This window comes from Sphingomonas swuensis, assembly GCF_039538045.1.
In the GTDB taxonomy this organism is placed as follows: Bacteria; Pseudomonadota; Alphaproteobacteria; order Sphingomonadales; family Sphingomonadaceae; genus Sphingomicrobium; species Sphingomicrobium swuense.
In genome coordinates this window covers 513,846-531,297 of sequence record NZ_BAABBQ010000001.1, presented here as the reverse complement: position 1 = coordinate 531,297, position 17,452 = coordinate 513,846, and the positions used below count along the sequence as shown (strand labels likewise).

Annotated in this window: 18 protein-coding genes; 10 read left to right on the top strand and 8 right to left on the bottom strand. The window is 67.8% G+C overall.

All coding sequences use genetic code 11. The features are described 5' to 3' along the window. Positions 1-20 precede the first annotated feature (20 nt). On the top strand, positions 21-437 hold the full coding sequence (locus ABD727_RS02710; protein WP_344705850.1) for a hypothetical protein: 417 nt from the start codon (positions 21-23) through the stop codon (positions 435-437). A gap of 773 nt (positions 438-1,210) precedes the next feature. Here the strand turns inward: ABD727_RS02710 and ABD727_RS02705 are convergent. After that, on the bottom strand, positions 1,211-2,191 hold the full coding sequence (locus tag ABD727_RS02705) for an alpha/beta hydrolase (protein ID WP_344705849.1): 981 nt from the start codon (positions 2,189-2,191) through the stop codon (positions 1,211-1,213). 123 nt (positions 2,192-2,314) lie between these two features. Here ABD727_RS02705 and ABD727_RS02700 point away from each other — a divergent pair, with 123 nt between their 5' ends. Then, positions 2,315-3,604 carry an adenylosuccinate synthase gene (locus ABD727_RS02700; RefSeq protein WP_344705848.1) on the top strand — a complete coding sequence of 430 codons (1,290 nt, stop codon included), beginning with the start codon at positions 2,315-2,317 and terminating at the stop codon, positions 3,602-3,604. 46 nt (positions 3,605-3,650) lie between these two features. Here the strand turns inward: ABD727_RS02700 and ABD727_RS02695 are convergent, their stop codons facing one another. The 4 genes from ABD727_RS02695 to ABD727_RS02680 all read right to left on the bottom strand — a co-directional run bounded on the left by ABD727_RS02695 (position 3,651) and on the right by ABD727_RS02680 (position 9,173). Further along, on the bottom strand, positions 3,651-5,846 hold the full coding sequence (locus ABD727_RS02695; protein WP_344705847.1) for a TonB-dependent receptor domain-containing protein: 2,196 nt from the start codon (positions 5,844-5,846) through the stop codon (positions 3,651-3,653). A 529-nt stretch (positions 5,847-6,375) separates the two neighbouring features. Beyond that, positions 6,376-7,179, bottom strand: coding sequence for an enoyl-ACP reductase FabI (fabI, locus tag ABD727_RS02690; protein WP_344705846.1), 804 nt, complete (start codon positions 7,177-7,179; stop codon positions 6,376-6,378). Then, complete coding sequence (locus ABD727_RS02685; protein ID WP_344705845.1) at positions 7,176-8,210, bottom strand: YihY/virulence factor BrkB family protein; 1,035 nt, start codon at positions 8,208-8,210, stop codon at positions 7,176-7,178. The genes fabI and ABD727_RS02685 overlap by 4 nt, the downstream gene beginning before the upstream one ends. A gap of 9 nt (positions 8,211-8,219) precedes the next feature. Then, entirely contained in the window at positions 8,220-9,173 is a 954-nt protein-coding gene (locus ABD727_RS02680; protein WP_344705844.1) for a DnaJ C-terminal domain-containing protein, read from the bottom strand. An 89-nt stretch (positions 9,174-9,262) separates the two neighbouring features. Here ABD727_RS02680 and pdxH point away from each other — a divergent pair, with 89 nt between their 5' ends. Genes pdxH through ABD727_RS02660 form a run of 4 tightly spaced genes read left to right on the top strand, consistent with a single transcriptional unit; the run spans position 9,263 to position 12,775 of the window. Beyond that, positions 9,263-9,841 (top strand): pyridoxamine 5'-phosphate oxidase, encoded by a 579-nt coding sequence (gene pdxH, locus ABD727_RS02675; protein ID WP_344705843.1) that lies wholly within the window; start codon positions 9,263-9,265, stop codon positions 9,839-9,841. Next, positions 9,838-10,764: a cation diffusion facilitator family transporter gene (locus tag ABD727_RS02670; RefSeq protein WP_344705842.1), complete on the top strand. Its 927-nt coding sequence runs from the start codon at positions 9,838-9,840 to the stop codon at positions 10,762-10,764. The genes pdxH and ABD727_RS02670 overlap by 4 nt, the downstream gene beginning before the upstream one ends. Beyond that, positions 10,761-11,537 (top strand): PhzF family phenazine biosynthesis protein, encoded by a 777-nt coding sequence (locus ABD727_RS02665; RefSeq protein ID WP_344705841.1) that lies wholly within the window; start codon positions 10,761-10,763, stop codon positions 11,535-11,537. Before ABD727_RS02670 ends, ABD727_RS02665 begins: the two co-directional genes overlap by 4 nt. Then, the gene (locus ABD727_RS02660) at positions 11,534-12,775 is read left to right on the top strand and encodes an APC family permease (protein WP_344705840.1); all 1,242 of its coding nucleotides are present in this window, start codon (positions 11,534-11,536) and stop codon (positions 12,773-12,775) included. The genes ABD727_RS02665 and ABD727_RS02660 overlap by 4 nt, the downstream gene beginning before the upstream one ends. Here the strand turns inward: ABD727_RS02660 and ABD727_RS02655 are convergent. Both ABD727_RS02655 and mnmA read right to left on the bottom strand, forming a co-directional pair. After that, on the bottom strand, positions 12,725-13,228 hold the full coding sequence (locus tag ABD727_RS02655; protein WP_344705839.1) for an NUDIX hydrolase: 504 nt from the start codon (positions 13,226-13,228) through the stop codon (positions 12,725-12,727). The two genes, ABD727_RS02660 and ABD727_RS02655, sit on opposite strands and share 51 nt — an antisense overlap. A gap of 1 nt (position 13,229) precedes the next feature. Then, on the bottom strand, positions 13,230-14,342 hold the full coding sequence (gene mnmA, locus ABD727_RS02650; protein WP_344705838.1) for a tRNA 2-thiouridine(34) synthase MnmA: 1,113 nt from the start codon (positions 14,340-14,342) through the stop codon (positions 13,230-13,232). 374 nt (positions 14,343-14,716) lie between these two features. Here mnmA and sciP point away from each other — a divergent pair, with 374 nt between their 5' ends. The 3 genes from sciP to ABD727_RS02635 all read left to right on the top strand — a co-directional run bounded on the left by sciP (position 14,717) and on the right by ABD727_RS02635 (position 15,772). Continuing rightward, positions 14,717-15,016 (top strand): CtrA inhibitor SciP, encoded by a 300-nt coding sequence (gene sciP / locus ABD727_RS02645; protein WP_344705837.1) that lies wholly within the window; start codon positions 14,717-14,719, stop codon positions 15,014-15,016. Positions 15,017-15,146: 130 nt separating this feature from the next. Continuing rightward, positions 15,147-15,416: a GlsB/YeaQ/YmgE family stress response membrane protein gene (locus tag ABD727_RS02640; protein WP_344705836.1), complete on the top strand. Its 270-nt coding sequence runs from the start codon at positions 15,147-15,149 to the stop codon at positions 15,414-15,416. 77 nt (positions 15,417-15,493) lie between these two features. Continuing rightward, positions 15,494-15,772 carry a GlsB/YeaQ/YmgE family stress response membrane protein gene (locus ABD727_RS02635; protein WP_344705835.1) on the top strand — a complete coding sequence of 93 codons (279 nt, stop codon included), beginning with the start codon at positions 15,494-15,496 and terminating at the stop codon, positions 15,770-15,772. 1 nt (position 15,773) lies between these two features. On the opposite strand, the gene ABD727_RS02630 is transcribed toward ABD727_RS02635, so the two are convergent. Then, positions 15,774-16,037: a GlsB/YeaQ/YmgE family stress response membrane protein gene (locus tag ABD727_RS02630; RefSeq protein ID WP_344705834.1), complete on the bottom strand. Its 264-nt coding sequence runs from the start codon at positions 16,035-16,037 to the stop codon at positions 15,774-15,776. Between the two features lie 206 nt (positions 16,038-16,243). Between ABD727_RS02630 and ABD727_RS02625 the strand changes: the two genes are divergently transcribed. Beyond that, entirely contained in the window at positions 16,244-17,443 is a 1,200-nt protein-coding gene (locus tag ABD727_RS02625; protein ID WP_344705833.1) for an efflux RND transporter periplasmic adaptor subunit, read from the top strand. Positions 17,444-17,452: the final 9 nt, after the last annotated feature.

Genomic DNA, 17,452 nt, shown 5'->3' with positions numbered 1-17,452 from the left:
CGACTGCGACACAACAAGGAATGGCGAAGCAGATTGACTTGGAGGGGATTGAGGCAGCCCGCGTGATGGCTGCGCTTTCTCCCGAAACACAACGGCGCTTCGACAAAGCAACGTGGCGACTTACGGGTCATCCCAATGATGTCGCGCACGCCGCCTTCTCGGCCATCGGTGTGGCTGTTGGTTCAAGCAGGCAGCCCGTTCGAAGTTCTGACAAGAAGAAGCTGTTCACTTTCGCAGAGCAACTCATTCGAGATGGGTCTCAGGATTTGGTGTTCAGCGTCGCCAACGGTTTTTTGGTCGCTGTTTGGCAGGCCGCCCAGAATGGCGGCTTAGACTTTGGCGATGTGGATGACTTCTTAGGTCCGGAATCGCGCCGCTATCTCACATGGTGGGACGACACCCAAAGAACACGAACACCGGGTCTCCGACGCGCCTAAGCGGATGTCCGCTTTCCACCCAAAGCGGACAGTCCGCTTGCGACCCATTGCGGTCATTAGAGGGTCGAGGCATTGACCGTGAAACGGTCGAAGAAAAGCGCGGAGACTAAGTTGGGGTATCGCAACTGATTTTCTTGGTGCTCCTCCTCTTTCCTGCAGGGCTTGCGTGGGTGGTCATCCGTGGTCTTCGCAAAGGCGTAGTTTGGGGACCGAACGGCTCCTACGTCCGCTCAGAGGACCCTGTTTTCTTCTGGCTGCAAATGACGATTTGGGCAGGGTTTTCCGGATGGATGTTTTACACTCTGGGCCCGATATCGTTGGACCTATTGAAAAGTTTCATTGAATTCGGTTGGGTGGCCTAATGTCCGCTCTCCACCCATTGCGGCCATATGGCTCTGCCGCCATTCCAGATCGATGAGCGAACTTCCCTGCATCGTTTGCCCGCACGTCTTCGCTCACCAACGGAGCGTTCGAGTACTCATCCATCATTACGACAAGACGTGGCAGGCTGTTTGCGGAGAGCATGATCACCAAGACGATTGCAGTGATTTTCGGCCAGTCGGACTGAACCACATCATTGACCGTCAACCAAACCTGCAACCGCTACAATCATTGCCAACCTCGTCGATCGCAGAGCTCAGCGGTGACGGATGGCAGGTCTCGAGATTTGACGAATGACGGCGACGCCAAGGTCCGCTTTCCACCCAAAGCGGACATTCGGCGAAAAATCCCGGGTCGACCACCCGGCCTGAGCTCCGCTCGACCGCGCAGCCTCAGCGCAGGCCTTTCAGGAAGCGGTCCACCTCCGCCGTGCTCGGATCGCCGGCGGCCCCAAGCTCGCGGTTGAGCGTGGCGTGGGTCTTGCCGGCCTGCGGTACGACCCGCGCCTGCGCTCCTCCCGAACGCAGCGCCGTCGCCAGCTTCTCGCTCTGCGCGGTCGAGTCGCGCCGGCTAGCCACTGGAAGGATCAGCCAGTTGGCCGCATTGGGCGCGGCGGCGTGACGGGTCGGCGACAGCGCCGCCTGCCGCTTCGGATTGTTCGAAAAGGCCTGCGTGTACATCGACGCGACCGCGTTGTGCGGCTCGGCCATCTGCTCGCCGACGTCATAGCCCGCGCCGTCCAGCAGCACGACGCCGCGGATGGCGCTCATCGGCACCCCCGCCGCCTTGAGGTAGGTCGGATCGCTCGCCACCAGCGCCGCGAGATGCGCGCCAGCGCTATGGCCCATCAGAACGATCCCGTCGGCATCGATCCCCGGCTGCCGGCGAAGGAAGGCCACCGCCGCCGCGACGTCGGCCGCCTGCTGTTCGACGCTCGCCTGCGGAACCAGCCGGTAGTTGGTGCTCGCGAAGCCCCACCCTTCGGCCAGGAAATGCGCGCCCTTCTGCCCCGCGCCCATCCTCTTGTCGCCGATCGACCAGCCGCCGCCATGGACGAACAGCAGCAGCGGCACCTTGCCGGAGGCATTCGCCGGCACCGCCCAGTCGAGTGCCTGCCGCGGGTCGCTGCCATAGCGATCCTCGCGCCAGCCCGCGGGGAGCGTTCCGGCCCGTCCCGCCGCCCGCTCGCTCACCGCCTTGCGGCAACTGTCGGGAAGCGACTGCATGGCATCGCGGAAACAGGCCTGCCGGTCGCCGCCCGCGAGCAGGCACTGGCGGAGCGCCGGCACCCGGCACTCCTCGGGCAACATCCGCCCCTGCTGCGCCCACGCGCCGCCGCCCGCGACCGTCGCGGCCCCGACCAGCACCATCATTCCAACCCTTCCCCGTCCCATCCTTGTCACCCCTGAACTGGACCAAACGGCCGGCAATCAATAGGAGCGCCGCTGAACCGCGGCTGATCTGGCCGTTCACTTGTCGCACAGGAATCGTTTCGGATGGGCAACGTCACCGTCATCGGCGCGCAATGGGGCGATGAGGGCAAGGGCAAGATCGTCGACTGGCTCGCCAGCCGGGCCGACTGCGTGGTCCGCTTCCAGGGCGGCCACAACGCCGGCCACACGCTGGTCGTGGGCGAGCAGGTCTACAAGCTCAGCCTTCTTCCCAGCGGAATCGTCACCGGCACGCTGTCGATCATCGGCAACGGCGTGGTGCTCGATCCCTGGGCGCTTCGCGACGAGGTCGAGCGGCTCCGCGGCCAGGGCGTCCGGGTCGAGCCCGACGTCCTCCGCCTGGCCGAGACCTGCCCGCTGATCCTCCCCATCCACCGCGACCTCGACGCCCTGCGCGAGGATGCCTCGGGCGCCGGCAAGATCGGTACCACCCGCCGCGGCATCGGCCCGGCCTATGAGGACAAGGTAGGCCGCCGCGCGATCCGCGTCTGCGACCTCGCGCATCTCGACAGCCTCGATCCGCAGCTCGACCGCCTCTGCGCCCACCATGACGCGCTCCGCGCCGGCTTCGGCCATCCCCCGGTCGATCGCGAGCGGCTGAAGCGCGACCTTTCCGAGATCGCCGACTTCGTCCTCCAGTTTGCCCGCCCGGTCTGGCTCGACCTCGACGAGGCGAAGAGCCGCGGCCGCCGGATCCTGTTCGAGGGCGCGCAGGGCGTCCTGCTCGACGTCGATCACGGCACCTATCCGTTCGTCACCTCGTCCAACACCGTCGCCGGGACCACCGGAAGCGGCAGCGGCATGGGTCCGGGCGCGGCCGGCTTCGTCCTCGGCATCGTCAAGGCCTACACCACAAGGGTCGGCTCGGGCCCCTTCCCGACCGAGCTCGACGACGAGGTCGGCCAGATCCTCGGCACCCGCGGGCGCGAGTTCGGCACCGTCACCGGCCGCCAGCGCCGCTGTGGCTGGTTCGACGCGGTCCTCGTCCGCCAGGCGGCGGCGGTCAGCGGAGTCACGGGGATCGCCCTGACCAAGATCGACGTGCTTGACGGCCTCGAGACGGTGAAGATCTGCGTCGGTTACGAGATCGACGGCAAGCGCTTCGACTATCTCCCGCCGCACGCCGCCGACCAGGCCCGTGTCCGCCCGATCTACGAGGAGATGCCCGGCTGGGCCGAGAGCACCGCCGGCGCGCGCAGCTGGGCCGACCTCCCCGCCCAGGCGATCAAGTACATCCGCCGGGTCGAGGAGCTGATCCGCTGCCCGGTCGCGCTAGTCTCCACCAGCCCCGACCGCGACGACACCATCCTCGTCCGCGACCCCTTCGCGGGGTGAGCGCAGGAACCTCCCCGCGGCAAAGCCGCAGGGAGGTCCTTCAGCCCTACTGCCCGACGCTCGTCGCGCTCGGATCGAAGTCGAACCCTTCGGGCCGCTTCTTCGCGCTGCTGCCGCCGAAATTGTAGGTCAGGCCGAGGAACAGCGCGCGCGAGTTGACCTTGAAGTCGAGCTCGTCGCGGAGGCTCGGCGTGCGGATCACGACCTTCTGCCGAGCGGTTCCGAGGACGTCCTGCCCGGTCACCAGCAGCGACAACTTGTCGTTGATCTTGCGTCGGTAGCCAAGGTTCACGATGCCGCCGAGCTTGCGATAACCCTGGGCGATCAGCTGCTTGCCCGGCGAGGTCGCGCTCAATTGCACATAATCCTCCGCCGACGGCTGCCAGGTGATGCTGCCACGCGCCGAGGCGACCACGTCGCTGACCTCGGCGAAGTTTCCGCCGCTTCCGTCCGCATCGATCGTCCAGCGCTGCAGCGTGCCCGAAAGGTTGTAGGTCAGCTTCTTGCTGAGCCGGCCGTTGACGATCGCGTCCACGCCCAGCCGCTCGCCCTTGCCCAGGTTGGCGCGGGTGGTGAGCAGGGTGCCGTCCGGGAGCAGCTCGACGATCTCGCTGAACCCGTCCTTCGACCGCCGGTAGAAGGGCGTCAGCGACAGGAAGGTCGCGTCCTTGCGATATTGCAGTGCGACCTCGAAGGCATCGGTGATCTCGGGCTTCAGCTCGGGATTGCCGCGCCGGATGTTCCGCGGGTCGAGGTAGAAGGTGTAGGGGTTGAGCTCCAGCGGACCCGGCCGCTGGATGCGCCGGCTGTAGCTCGCGCGAAGCTTGGTCCGATCGCTCAGCGCCCGTCCGACGTGGATGGTGGGGTAGAGCCGCAGATAATCCTGGTCGTAGCGGGTCCCGTCGGTGCGCTGGTCGAGATCGAGCTTGACCTGCTCGAGCCGGAGCCCCGGCTGGAACTCCCACTTGCCGCTGTTGAGCTGGAGCGTGGCGTAGGCCGCGTGCACGTCCTGCCGGTAGATGAAGCGGTTGGTCAGTCCCGGCTGGACCACCAGTCCGCCTTCGCTCGGTCCGCGAGCGCCGCTGAAGTCGAGGTCCGCATAGCCGCGCTCATATTCGTAGCCGAGGTTGAGCGAGCGGCCTTCCTTGCCGAGCGGCTTCTTATAGTCGGCCTTCAGCCGGGTTTCCCTGCGATCGATGTCATTCTCGATCCGCTCGAAGCCGGTCGGCACCGAAGCGCCCGAAGTCACGCTCCTGATCACCCGGTTCATGCCGCCCTGGTCGCGCTCGAGGTCGACACTGAACGCATGGTCCTTGCCCGGCAGCGTCTTGCGCCACGACGAGCGCAGGCTGAGGACGCGCTGCTCCATGTCCTGGTCGCCCACACGGGTGAAGCTCGGCTCGACCCCGTTGCCGACGTAGAGCTCCTCGCGGTCGGAAGTGATCTCGGCGCGGCGATAGCCGATCTCGCCGGTCAGCCGATTGGTCTTGTCGAGATCCTTCTCGACCGTGATCCGGCTGTTGAATGCCTGCGCGACATTCTCGAACTCCGATTCCTGTCGGCTGAGCAGAAGCCCGCCGCCGGGCAGGATCCGCTCGCGTTCCTGGCTGACCTCGATCTCGTTGGTGAAGCGGCGGTACCCGGCCTCCGCCGAGATGTTGAGGCCCGGCTTGCTGTTGGTGGCATTGACCGAGAGGCTTCCGCGCCCCTTCGCGCCGATGTTTGCCCGCACCGTCCCCGAAGTGCCTGCCTGCCGCTGCTTCTTGGTGATGAGGTTGATGACCCCGCCCGACCCTTCGGGGCTCACCGCCGCCGACGGGTTGGTGATGACCTCGACGCGCTCGATCTGGTTGGCCGGCATCGACAGCAGGGCGTCGCCCCGGCCTTCACCCCTCAGCATTCCCGAAGGCCGCCCGTCGACGAGGATGGTGACCCCCTGGTCTCCGCGCAGGCTGACCTTGCCCTCGAGGTCGACCTCCACCCCCGGCACGTTGCGCAGCGCGTCCGCCAGGCTTCCGGTCTGCGCGCCAAGGTCGTTGGCGACGTTGAAACTCAACCGGTCGGGCGCGTCGATCACCTGCGGACGGCTGCCGGTGACGACGATCGGCTGACCCGGCCGCGATGCCTTGGGGGCAGCCGGCGCAGGGGCCGGTTGCGCATCCTGGGCGAGGGCCGAGGTGCCCGCCAGCAGCGCGGTCAGGAAGGCGGCGGCCCGGAAGGTGGAGGAAGACGATAAACTCATGACGAAGCGACCCCTGTGAACGGATGCACCGCGGGCCTCTGCGGACCCGTCGGTGCCTGGCGCTGCATGGAAGAGGGCGAGGTGAGCGGCATGAGCGATCGCTGAGCATCTCATGAGAAATGCCATCGTCCCCTCATTCGCCCCGTCCCGGACGGCGCTGGCGTCGAGCTAGGAGCCATCCCTGAGCGGTTGCACGCCGGCTTCGACGAACAGGCGTGTTACTTCTATAACACGCTGCGACGCTCGACGAACGGTGACCGCCGGGCGTGCTTGAACAATAGGATTTCGCATGATGTGGTCGGCGCCATGGCCCGGTCCGCCCAGCTCACCCGTACTCGCCCTGGTGGACCCGATGTGCGCGCGCGTCGTCGCCGACACCGCGAACAGCGCGCACCCGGGGAACTTTGGTAACTTCGGCTACCCCGTCGATGGCGAAGCACAGCCGCACCTGGGTAACTTCGGTAACTTCGAGCGCGTGGACAGCCCACAGCAGGGTAACTTCGGTAACTTCGGCGCGGCAGCCGCCGGCTCAGACGGTGGCGATGTCCGGTGCGTCCTCGGCCTTCATGCCGACGACATTGTAGCCCGAATCGACATGGTGGATCTCGCCCGTAACCCCGCTCGCGAGGTCGCTCAGCAGGTAGAGGCCGGCGCCGCCGACGTCCTCGATGGTGACGTTGCGGCGGAGCGGGCTGTTCAGCTCGTTCCACTTGAGGATGTAGCGGAAGTCGCCGATCCCGCTCGCCGCCAGCGTCTTTATCGGCCCCGCGCTGATCGCATTGACCCGGATCCCGTCCTTGCCGAGGTCGGCGGCGAGATATTTGGTCGCGGTCTCGAGCGCGGCCTTGGCGACGCCCATCACGTTATAGTGCGGGATGACCTTCTCGGCGCCGTAATAGGTCAGCGTCAGCAGGCTTCCGCCCGGCTTCATCAGCCGCGCCGCGCGCTGCGACACTGCGACGAAGCTGTAGACCGAGATGTTCATGGTCAGCAGGAAGTTGTCGAGGCTGGTGTCGACGAACCGCCCGCGAAGCTCGTTCTTGTCGGAAAAGCCGATCGCGTGGACCAGGAAGTCGAGCCCGCCCCAGCGCTCCTCGAGCGTGGCGAAGGTCCGGTCGAGCGCGTCCATGTCGCCGACGTCGCAGTCGAGCAGCACCGGTTCGCCGAGGCTCTCGGCGAGCGGGCGGACCCGCTTCTCGAGCGCTTCGCCCTGGTAGGAGAAGGCCAGTTCGGCGCCCTGCTCGGCCAGCTGCTTGGCGATCCCCCAGGCGAGGCTCCGGTCATTGGCGAGGCCCATGATCAGTCCGCGCTTGCCTGCCATCAATCCCGTCATGCGACTTCTTTCCCCTGCACCGGCTTGGCCGTCACTTTCTCCTCCGGATCGGGGGCCTCGACCTCGAGAGTCTCGGCGTGCGGTCCGGAATAATGCTCGCCCTCTAGCGCCACCGGGTCGGTCTCCGCCAGCCCGGCATTGAGCTCGGCCCCCATCACCACGCCCAGGCCCACGATGAAGAAGAAGAGCAATGCGATCATCACCCCGGCAAGGCTTCCGTAGGTCAGGTCATAGCCCCCGGCGAGGCCGATCGCGGCGGGGAGCAGGGTCGCGGTGGCGATCCACCAGCTGGTCACCAGCAGCGCCCCCGGCCACTTGCGGCATCCCCGCTTGCGATAACGGGACGGGGTCAGGACGACGAACACGAGGTAGACGGTGAGGTAGAGCGCCAGCGCGGGCACGATCCGGACCAGCGTCAACGTGTTCTCGAGCTCGGCCAGTCCGGGCAGCTTGGCGACGATGAACGCCTCGATCGAGCTCAGCGCGACGGTCATCGCAAGCGAGGTCATCAGCAAGAGGACCAGTCCGAGCATGAACATCGCCGAGATCAGCCGGTACTCCCAGAAAGGAGCGGTATATTTGACCCCATAGGCCCGGCGCAGGATGTCGCGGATGGTCTCGATGAAGCCCGACGCGGTCCACAGCCCGACGATCGCGCCGAACCACAGGAGCGGTCCCTGGCGTGCGGTCAGCACCTCGGTGACCGGTCCGCTCAGCACCGAGGCGATGCTCGGCGGAAGCGAGCGCAGCACGTTGAACACTGCGGCCTGCGCGCCGTCCGACGATCCCAGGAGCTGCGCTACCGCCGCCGCCAGGATGAAGAAGGGGAACATCGACAGGAGGCTGAGGTAGGCGAGGTTGCCGGCGTGGATGAAACCGTCGTTATAGACCCCGACCGCGACCCGCTTGGCGACCTCGAACGGCTTGGTGCCCGGCTTGAAGCGTTCCACGACCCGCGACCCGAAGCGGGCCTGGATCGCGGCCAGCCGCTTGCGCCGGGCCTCGGGACTCTGGGGGGAAATGTCCTGCATCAGTGGCGACTAGACGCCGAGACCCGCCCGCGGGTTGCCACCCGCGTCCCATCCTTCGACAAACCGCTCGAGCGCCGCGTCGCCGCTGGGGACCTCGACCATCAGCGTCACCAGCAGGTCGCCCCGGCTCCCGTCCTTGGCCGAGAAGCCGCGGCCCTTGATCCGCAGCACCTTGCCCGAGCTCGTCCCCTTGGGAACGCTCAGCATCACCGCTCCGTCGGGGGTGGGCACCTTGACCTTGGCGCCGAGCACCGCCTCCTTAAGGCTGAGCGGCAGGTCGAGCCGGACGTTCTGCCCGTCGCGGGTGAAGAAGCGGTGGGGATCGATCGCGACGGTCACGATCGCGTCGCCCTTGCCGCCCGGCCCCGCCTCGCCCCGCCCAGCAAGCCGGATCTTGGCGCCGTCCTCGAGGCCCTTGGGAAGCTTGAGCTCGATCGTCGCGCCGTCCGCCAGCGTCACCCGCTGCGGGGCGAGCGTCGCGGCGTCGGTGAAGGGCACGGTCAGCCGGTAGGCGACATCCGCGCCCTTCGACGGCGCCCGCGATCGGCCGCCACCAGCCGCTCCGCCGCCGAACGGCGAACCCTGCGCGCGGCGTCCGCCCGCGCCTCCGAACAGCCCTTCGAACAGGTCAGACAGGTCCGGCCCACCGGCCGCCCCGCCTTGGCTGAATCCCTCGAATCCGCTGGCTCCGCTGCCCGGCCGACCGCCGCCACCGCCATAGCCGCCGCCGAACGGCATCTTGGGATTGCCCTCCTCGTCCAGCTCGCCGCGGTCGTAGCGGGCGCGCTTGTCCGCGTCGGACAGCAGGTCATAGGCGGCGGTCACCTGCGCGAAGCGCTCGGCGGCCTTGGGGTTGTCCTGGTTGCGATCGGGGTGAAGCTGCTTGGCAAGGCTGCGATAGGCCTTCTTGATCTCGGCGTCGGTTGCCCCGCGCTTCACCCCGAGCCGTGCGTATAGATCCATGGTTCCCTTCCATAAGGGCTATTCCTTTTCGCGCTAGGTGGGAGCCTTTGCTTGCCTGCCAAGGTGCGAAGGCCCTACAGGCCGCGGCCATGCCGACCGACCCCTTCGCGCTGTTCGCCGAGTGGATGGCCCTCGCCCGCGAGAGCGAGGTCAACGATCCCGATGCGATGGCCCTTGCCACCGCGACTCCAGACGGCCGGCCATCGGTCCGGATCGTCCTGATGCGCCGCTACGGGCCGGAAGGCTTCGGCTTCTTCACCAATCTCGAGAGCGACAAGGGGCGGCAGATCGCCGCCAACCCGTTCGGCGCGCTCGCTATCCACTGGAAGAGCCTGCGCAAGCAGGTTCGCGCCGAGGGGCGGCTCGAGCAGGTCGCCGCGGCCGACGCCGACGACTATTTCGCCAGCCGCTCGCGCGACAGCCGGATCGGCGCCTGGGCGAGCGACCAGTCGCGTCCGCTCGACTCGCGGGAGACCTTCATCGACCGGATCGAGGCGGTGCGCACGCGCTTCGAGGGCGGCGACGTGCCGCGTCCGCCGCACTGGTCGGGCTTCCGCCTGGTTCCCGACCGCATCGAATTCTGGGAAGACGGCGAGTTCAGGCTCCACCACCGCCGGCTGTTCACCCGCTCCGGCGAGGGCTGGAGCGAAGGGCTGCTCTACCCGTGAGGGTGGTCGGACCCGAGCGGACCCGGCTGACCCAACGCGCGGCGCTCGCCAGCGTCGGCATGGCGACGCTGCTGCTGACCGCCAAGGCCTGGGCTGCGATCGCCACCGATTCGACGGCGATGCTCGGAAGCCTCGCCGACACCGCGCTCGACCTCGTCGCCAGCCTGGTCACGCTTGCCGGGGTGCGCATCGCCGCGCTCCCGGCCGATCACGACCATCGCTTCGGCCATGGCAAGGCGGAAGCCCTGGTCGCGCTCGGCCAGGTCGTGCTGATCGCCGCTAGCGCGCTCGGGATCGGTTGGCGCGCGGTCGACCGGCTGCTCAACGGTGCGCCCACCGCCAATGCCGAGCTCGGGATCACCGTGTCGGTCGCGGCGATCCTCGCGACGCTGCTGCTCCTCACCTATCAGAAGAGGGTCATCGCGCGGACCGGCTCGATCGCCATCCAGACCGACAACCTCCACTACAAGTCCGACCTGCTGCTCAACTCGGCGGTCATCGTGGCGCTGATCGTCGACCAGTATCTGAGGGTGCGTGGCGCCGACGCTGCCTTCGGCATCGGCATCGCGCTGTTCCTGCTCTGGGGTGCGTGGCAAGCGGCCGGCGAGAGCGTCAACCAGCTGATGGATGCCGAATGGCCGCTCGAGAAAAGGGAAGCCTTCCTCGCGGCCTGCGCCGACTATCCCGAGCTCAAGGGAATGCATGACGTCCGGACCCGTACGTCGGGAGTCCACGACTTCATCCAGTTCCACGTCTGGGTGCCCGAGGAATGGTCGGTGCGTCAGGCGCACGACAGGCTCGACCGGGTCGAGGAGGACCTTCAGCGGCGTTTCCCCGGGACCGAGATCTTCCTTCATCTCGACCCCGAAGGACATACCGATCGCGAGGGCATGCTGCCCCACGAGATCACGGAGCGGCGATGATCCTTCCTTTCTTCCAGGTCGACGCCTTCGCGCCGGCCCCGCTAAGCGGAAATCCGGCCGCGGTCATGCCGCTGGAAGAATGGCTCCCTGACGCGACGCTTCAGGCGATCGCGGCCGAGAACAACCTCAGCGAGACCGCCTTCATCGTGCCGCTCGACGAGGAAGACGCCGACTATCACCTGCGCTGGTTCACCCCGACGGTCGAGGTCGACCTGTGCGGCCACGCCACGCTTGCGACCGGCCACATCCTGCTGACGGGAGAGCAGGTCCGCTTCCGCACCCGCTCAGGCGTGCTGTCGGTCTCCCGGCACGACGGGCTGCTGTGGCTCGACCTTCCGGCGAGCCGGCTTCGCGAAGGCAGCGCCGACCAGGTGCTCGCCGCGCTCGGCACGGATGGGAACGTCATGCTCGGCGAGGGTGCCAATGGCGCGATCCTGGTCCGGTTGGCCGACGAGGCAGCAGTGCGCGCAATATGCCCGGACTTCGCGCGCCTCCGCGCGATCGACGCGCTGGTGATGATCACCGCGCCGGGCGACCAGACCGACATCGCCAGTCGCGTCTTCGCCTCCTACCACGGGATCGACGAGGATCCGGTGACCGGATCGGCACATTGCGCGCTCGTGCCCTACTGGGCGAAGGAGCTCGACCGAACCCGCTTCAGCGCCGCGCAGGTCGGCCGCCGCGGCGGCGAATTGCAGTGCCAACTTGCCGGAGATAGGGTGCGCCTCGGCGGGGAGGCACGAACGGTGATCGAAGGCAGTTTCCAGCTTTGAGCCAAGCGGAGCTGCCGAAGCGGGTCGGCCTTGGCGGCGCCATCCTCATTTCCTTCAATGGCGCGGTCGGAGCGGCCATCTTCGCCCTGCCCGCGACGCTGGCCGGCGACGTCGGAGCCTGGGCGCCCTGGCTGTTCCCGCTCGCCGGGCTGGTCGTGCTGCTGATTGCCATCCCATTCGCGAAGGCGGCCGCAAGCATGCCGGGCGAAAGCGGGCCGGTCACCTACGGCTCCGCCTTCGGCCGCGCCGCCGGCTTTGAGGTCGGCTGGATCTACTATGTCGCGCGGGTGTCGGCCTTTGCCGCCAACGTCCATGTGCTGGTCGACTATCTCCTTCGCTGGACCGAAGTGGAGGTCTCCCCGCTCGGCCGCTCGGGCCTTATCCTCGGCGCGATCCTGCTGATCGGCTGGGCCAACATCGTCGGGATGACCCGCGCCCTCCGGCTGCTCGGCGGGATGACGTTGCTCAAGAGCCTGCCCTTGCTGGCACTTGCGCTGCTCGCGCTGGTCACGACTCCCCTCCCCACCCTGGGCCTGCCGCCGCCGCTCGGCGCGGTCGAAGCGAGCATGCTGCTGGTCTTCTACGCCTTCGTCGGATTCGAGAGCTCGGTCGCGGTATCGGGCGAGACTCGCGACTCCTCCCGCTCCCTGCCGCGCGCGCTGCTGCTGACGGTCGGCGGGATCGTCCTCCTCTACCTGATGGTGCAGCTGGCCTTCGTCGCGGTCGATCCCGCCTACCCGAAGGGCGACAAGGCACCGTTGCTGGCGCTCGGGACCGCGCTGCTCGGGCCGCTCGGCGCCCTGATGGTCCTCCTCGCGGCAGTGGCGAGTCTCGCCGGCAACCTCCATGCCAACATGGCCGCGACCCCGCGGGTCAGCCATGCGCTCGCGCTCCGCGGCGACCTTCCGGCATGGCTCGCGGCCGTTCATCCGCGCTTCCTCAGCCCGCACCACTCGATCTTCCTGCTCGCGGCGCTCGCCGCCATCCTCGCTCTGACGGGCGGCTTCGTCTGGCTGGCGGTGGTCAGCACGCTGGCGCGGATGGTCGTTTATGCGGTGACAATCGCGGCGTGGCTGAAGCTCGGACGGCGGTCGACCGGGGACGTGATGCTCGGAGCAGTCGGCATCGCGCTGTCGGCCCTCGTCGCGAGCCAGGCCGGATCGACGGCGTGGGTCACGCTGGCGGTCCTAGCGCTGGCCGGGGCCCTGCTCTTCGCCGTCGCGCGGCGGTCCCGCTAGCTGCTCCTCGAGGGCGGCGAGTAGCGGCTGCTGGCTTGCAAGGATGCGACGCCTGGCTTCCGCCATCCCCATCCACCGCACCTTGTCGAGTTCGGGAAAGCGCTTGATCCGGCCCGAGCGCGGCGGCCATTCGAGCTCGAACTCGTTGCTCGACAGCGCGAGCGGATCGAAGTTCCCCTCGAGCGCGAAGACTTCGACCAGCTTGCCGCCGTTCTGCCGGACGGTCATGAGCGGAACCGGCTTTCCCGGCGGGAGGGGACCGACCTCTTCCTCGAACTCGCGAACGGCGGCTTCGCTGGCCTGCTCGCCCGGCTCGACCGCGCCCTTGGGAACCATCCAGGCGCCGACGTCCTTGCGCGCCCAATAGGGGCCGCCGGGGTGGCCGAGCAGAACCTCGAGAGCCGACGCGCGCCAACGGTAGAGAAGGATTCCGGCGCTGCGCTGCTGCGGCATGTCAGGCGGCGGACGCCAGGGCGCAGTCGGCAGCCATCGTACTTTCGATCCAGCCACCGCCGAGCAGCCGGTCGCCTTCATAGGCCACCGCCGCCTGGCCCGGCGCGACGCCGAACTCGGGCTGGTGGAAGCGGATGGTTCCCTCGCTGATCGTGGCCGGCACCGGCCGGCTGAGCGAACGGACCTTGACCGCAACCTCGCGCTGGTCCTCGGTAAGCCAGTTCCAGTCGGCGACCCGGGCTTCCGAAATCGCCAGCGCCTGCTTGGGTCCGACCACCAGCCGGCGCTCTTCGGGCTCGATCCGGAGGACGTAGAGCGGCTCGGCATGACCGCCGATCTCGAGTCCGCGGCGCTGACCGACGGTGAAGTGGACCACCCCGGGATGCCGGCCGAGGACCCTACCCGAGCGGTCGACGATCTCGCCCGGTGCGTCGGTTTCGGGGCGCATGCGCTTGACCAGCCCGGCGTAGTCGCCGTCGGGGACGAAGCAGATGTCTTGGCTGTCTGGCTTGTCCGCGACGATCAGCCCGGCCTCGGCCGCGAGCGCACGGACGTCGGCCTTCGGCATCTCGCCGATCGGGAAGCGCAGCAGGGCGAGCTGCTCGGCGGTGGTGCCGTAGAGAAAGTAGCTCTGGTCGCGAGCGGGGTCGCGGCCCTTGTGCAGCTCCGCCCGGCCATCCCGGACCACCCGCCGGACATAATGGCCGGTCACCAGCGCATCGGCGCCGAGCTCGCGGGCAAAGGCGTGGAGGTCGGTGAACTTCACCCCCTGGTTGCACAGCGAACAGGGCACGGGCGTCCGCCCGCGGGCATAATCGTCGGCGAAGCGCTCGATCACGCCGGTGCGGAAGCGGCTCTCATAATCGAGGACGTAGTGAGCGATGCCGAGTTTCTCGCAGACCTGCGCCGCGTCATAGATGTCCTGGCCCGCGCAGCAGGCGCCCGAGCGCTTGGCCGCCTCACCATGGTCGTAGAGCTGGAGCGTGACCCCGATGACCTCGGCGCCGCTCTTTGCCGCGAGCAGGGCGGCAACCGACGAGTCGACCCCGCCGGACATTGCGACGACGATCCGCGCACCCGAAGCGGGCCGGTCGAGCTGGAAATCGGCAATCATCGCGGCGGTTCTTTACTCGGCATTCACCCTCTTCCGCTAGTGCCTGAGCCATGGCGCCACGTGATGGAGGGTGACGGCGAGTTGGCGGAGCTGAGCAACAATTGGACCCAGGCGGCCGCGCTTCGCTCTGACGAGCTTGGAACGGTCCTGGAGAGCCTCGGCCCCGTTGGCGATGCCCGGGCACGACTCGATGCGGTGGTCGCCCTGCTGGTGGGTGGCGGCACGGTTCGCAGGGGCAGTCGCCTCGGCGCCTTTGCCGCCGCGGCGCCAATCATGACGGGTTCGTTTACCAGCGGACTTCACAATTGCTTGAGAGGGTCGGCGGTAAGTCAGGGACAACAAGCCACCACGAACCATCGTCGTCCGAGGAAGCAATGCTAGAGAACCAGAAGTTTCGTCCCCATCAGGTGATCGGCCCCCTTGGCGAGCCGCTCACGCTGGAGACGCTTCCTCCTCCCTCCACCACCCGGTGGGTGGTCCGCCGCAAGGCCGAAGTGGTCGCCGCGGTCGCCGGCGGGCTGCTGACGGTCGACGAGGTCTGCCAGCGCTACAACCTCAGCCTCGAGGAATTCGCGAGTTGGCAGCGGGCCGTGGATCGGAGCGGAATGCCGGGTCTCCGGGTGACGCGGATCCAGCACTATCGCCAGGTCTACGAGCGCCAGCAGCGATACTGATCGCACCCGTTACGGAACCGACACGGCCCTCGCGCCGTTCCCTCATCGGAACAAGACAACGCCTTGCCGCGTCTTGATGCCGCAAGAACCGTCCGGCGGGCACGCACGGACGGACTACAGGAGGGAACGCATGGACTGGATTATCATCATCATCGTCGGCGGCATTTTGGGCTGGCTGGCGAGCATCGTCATGCGCACCGACGCGCAGCAGGGCATCCTGCTCAACGTGATCGTCGGTATCCTTGGCGCACTGCTCGGCCGCTTCCTGCTCGCGCCGCTGCTCGGTGGCGGGTCGATCACCGACGCTCCGCTGTCGCTCCCCAACATCCTGGTCTCGCTGCTTGGCGCGATCATCCTGCTGGCGATCGTCAATCTGGTGCGTCGCGGCCGCGTCCGCTAAACAGCACCACATCGATTACCGTGAGGGTCGTGCATCCGAGAGGGTGCGCGGCCCTTGCCGCATGAGGAGCCCCATCGATGCCGCTGACCTGGATCCTGCTTCTGCTTGCCGGAGCATTGCTCGGCTGGCTCGTCAGCGTGATGGTCGCCAGCAGCACGCCGCGCGAAGTGCTGACCATGGTTGGGCTCGGAATCGTCGGCGCCGTCCTCGGTGCCTTGCTGGTGACTCCGATCCTCGCCGGCCCAGTGGAGCCGACCGGCTTCTCGCTTCCGGCGTTACTGCTGTCGCTGCTCGGCGCGATCCTGTTGCTGGCGGCGGGCGTGCTGCTCCGCCGCCTGGACCTTCGCCGGCCCTAGATCAGCGCCGCTTCAGCACGAGGCGGTAGATGAAGAGGATCAGCACCGCGCCGATGATCGCGGCGATCCAGCTCGCTCCGTCGCCCGGATCCCGGTAGACGCCGAGCACGCGCCCGAGCGCGCCGGCGAGCATCGCGCCGCCGATCCCGAGCAGGATGGTGATGATGCAGCCACCCGGATCGCGGCCCGGCATCAACAGCTTGGCAATACCACCGGCGACGAGGCCGATGATGATCCACATAAACCAGCCATGATCGGCAAGCATCACATTCTCCCTGCGGTTGTCAGGAGAAACGCTAACCGCCATCTACGGGGCTCGGCAATGACCTTTTCGCGGTGCCCATCGGACCGTTGGTCGAATGGCGCTTGCGCTTGAAGCAGGGCCGTCCTGTGTTGCGCGTAGTGACTTACTAGGCTAATACAGCCTTTGAGCGGCCAGAGAGTCGTGACCGGAAAAGAGAAGGTGTGGGCATGAATCGCGAGACCCGGTTTGAGCGGGACGAAACGATTGTCGTGGTGGATGACAGCCGGCGCCGCCGGAATCTGATCCTCGCCGCGGTGGTCGGGATCCTGGTTCTTGGCCTCGCCTACTTCTTCTTCTCGCGGGGAAGCGACCAGAGCACCCCGGCCGCCGGGAGCGGCACCGCCGCCGCCGGCCAGGGCAAGCGCGGCGGCCAGGTCCCGACCGTCTCGGTGATCGTCCCCGGTCGCAGCCAGGTCGCGAGCATCATCACCGCGAGCGGCGCCCTCGCCGCCCGCCGCGACCAGCCGGTCGGAGCCGCCGGACAGGGCGGACGGGTGACCGCGGTGCTGGTCGATGCCGGCACCTGGGTGCGCGCGGGGCAGGTTCTCGCCACCGTCGACCGCTCGGTGCAGGCGCAGACCAGTGCCCAGCTGTCCGCCGCGGTAGAATCGGCCCGCGCCAGCGCGGCGCTGGCCCAGAACGAATATGACCGCTCGGCGGCGCTCGTCGGCCGCGGCTTCGTCTCCAAGGCCGACCTCGACCGCAAGCGGGCCGCTCGCGACCAGGCGCAGGCCCAGGTCCGCGTCGCCCAGGCCCAGCTCGGCGCGACCCGCGCGGGCATCGGCCTCCTCGACATCACCGCGCCGAGCGCGGGCCTCGTCCTTCAGCGCAATCTCGAAGTCGGCCAGGTCATCGGACCGGGCAGCCAGGGCCTGTTTCGCCTCGCCCGTGGCGGCGAGATGGAAATGCGGGCGCAGCTCAGCCAACAGGACATCGCCAAGGTCCGGGTCGGAATGCCCGCCAGCGTGACCCCGATCGGGTCGAGTGGAAGCGTGTCCGGCTCGATCTGGCAGGTCGCCCCGGTGATCGACCCGAACAGCCGTCAGGGCGAAGTCCGGATTGCCATTCCGTATGGCCCAGGCATCCGCCCGGGCGGTTTCGCCGAGGCGCGCATCTCGGCGGGCGCGACGACCGCTCCCCTGCTTCCGCAGAGCGCGGTGCTGGCTGACGACGAGGGCAATTACGTCTTCATCATCAACGACTGCAACGAGGCGGAGCGGCGCAACGTGAAGATCGGCGCGGTCGACGACAGCGGCGTCTCGATCCTCGGCGGGCTCAACGGTCAGGAAGTCGTGGTCGTCTCGGCCGGTCCGTTCCTCAACCCCGGCCAGAAGGTCAATCCCAGGCGGCAGGCAGCGGCCAACTGAGCGGCGCGC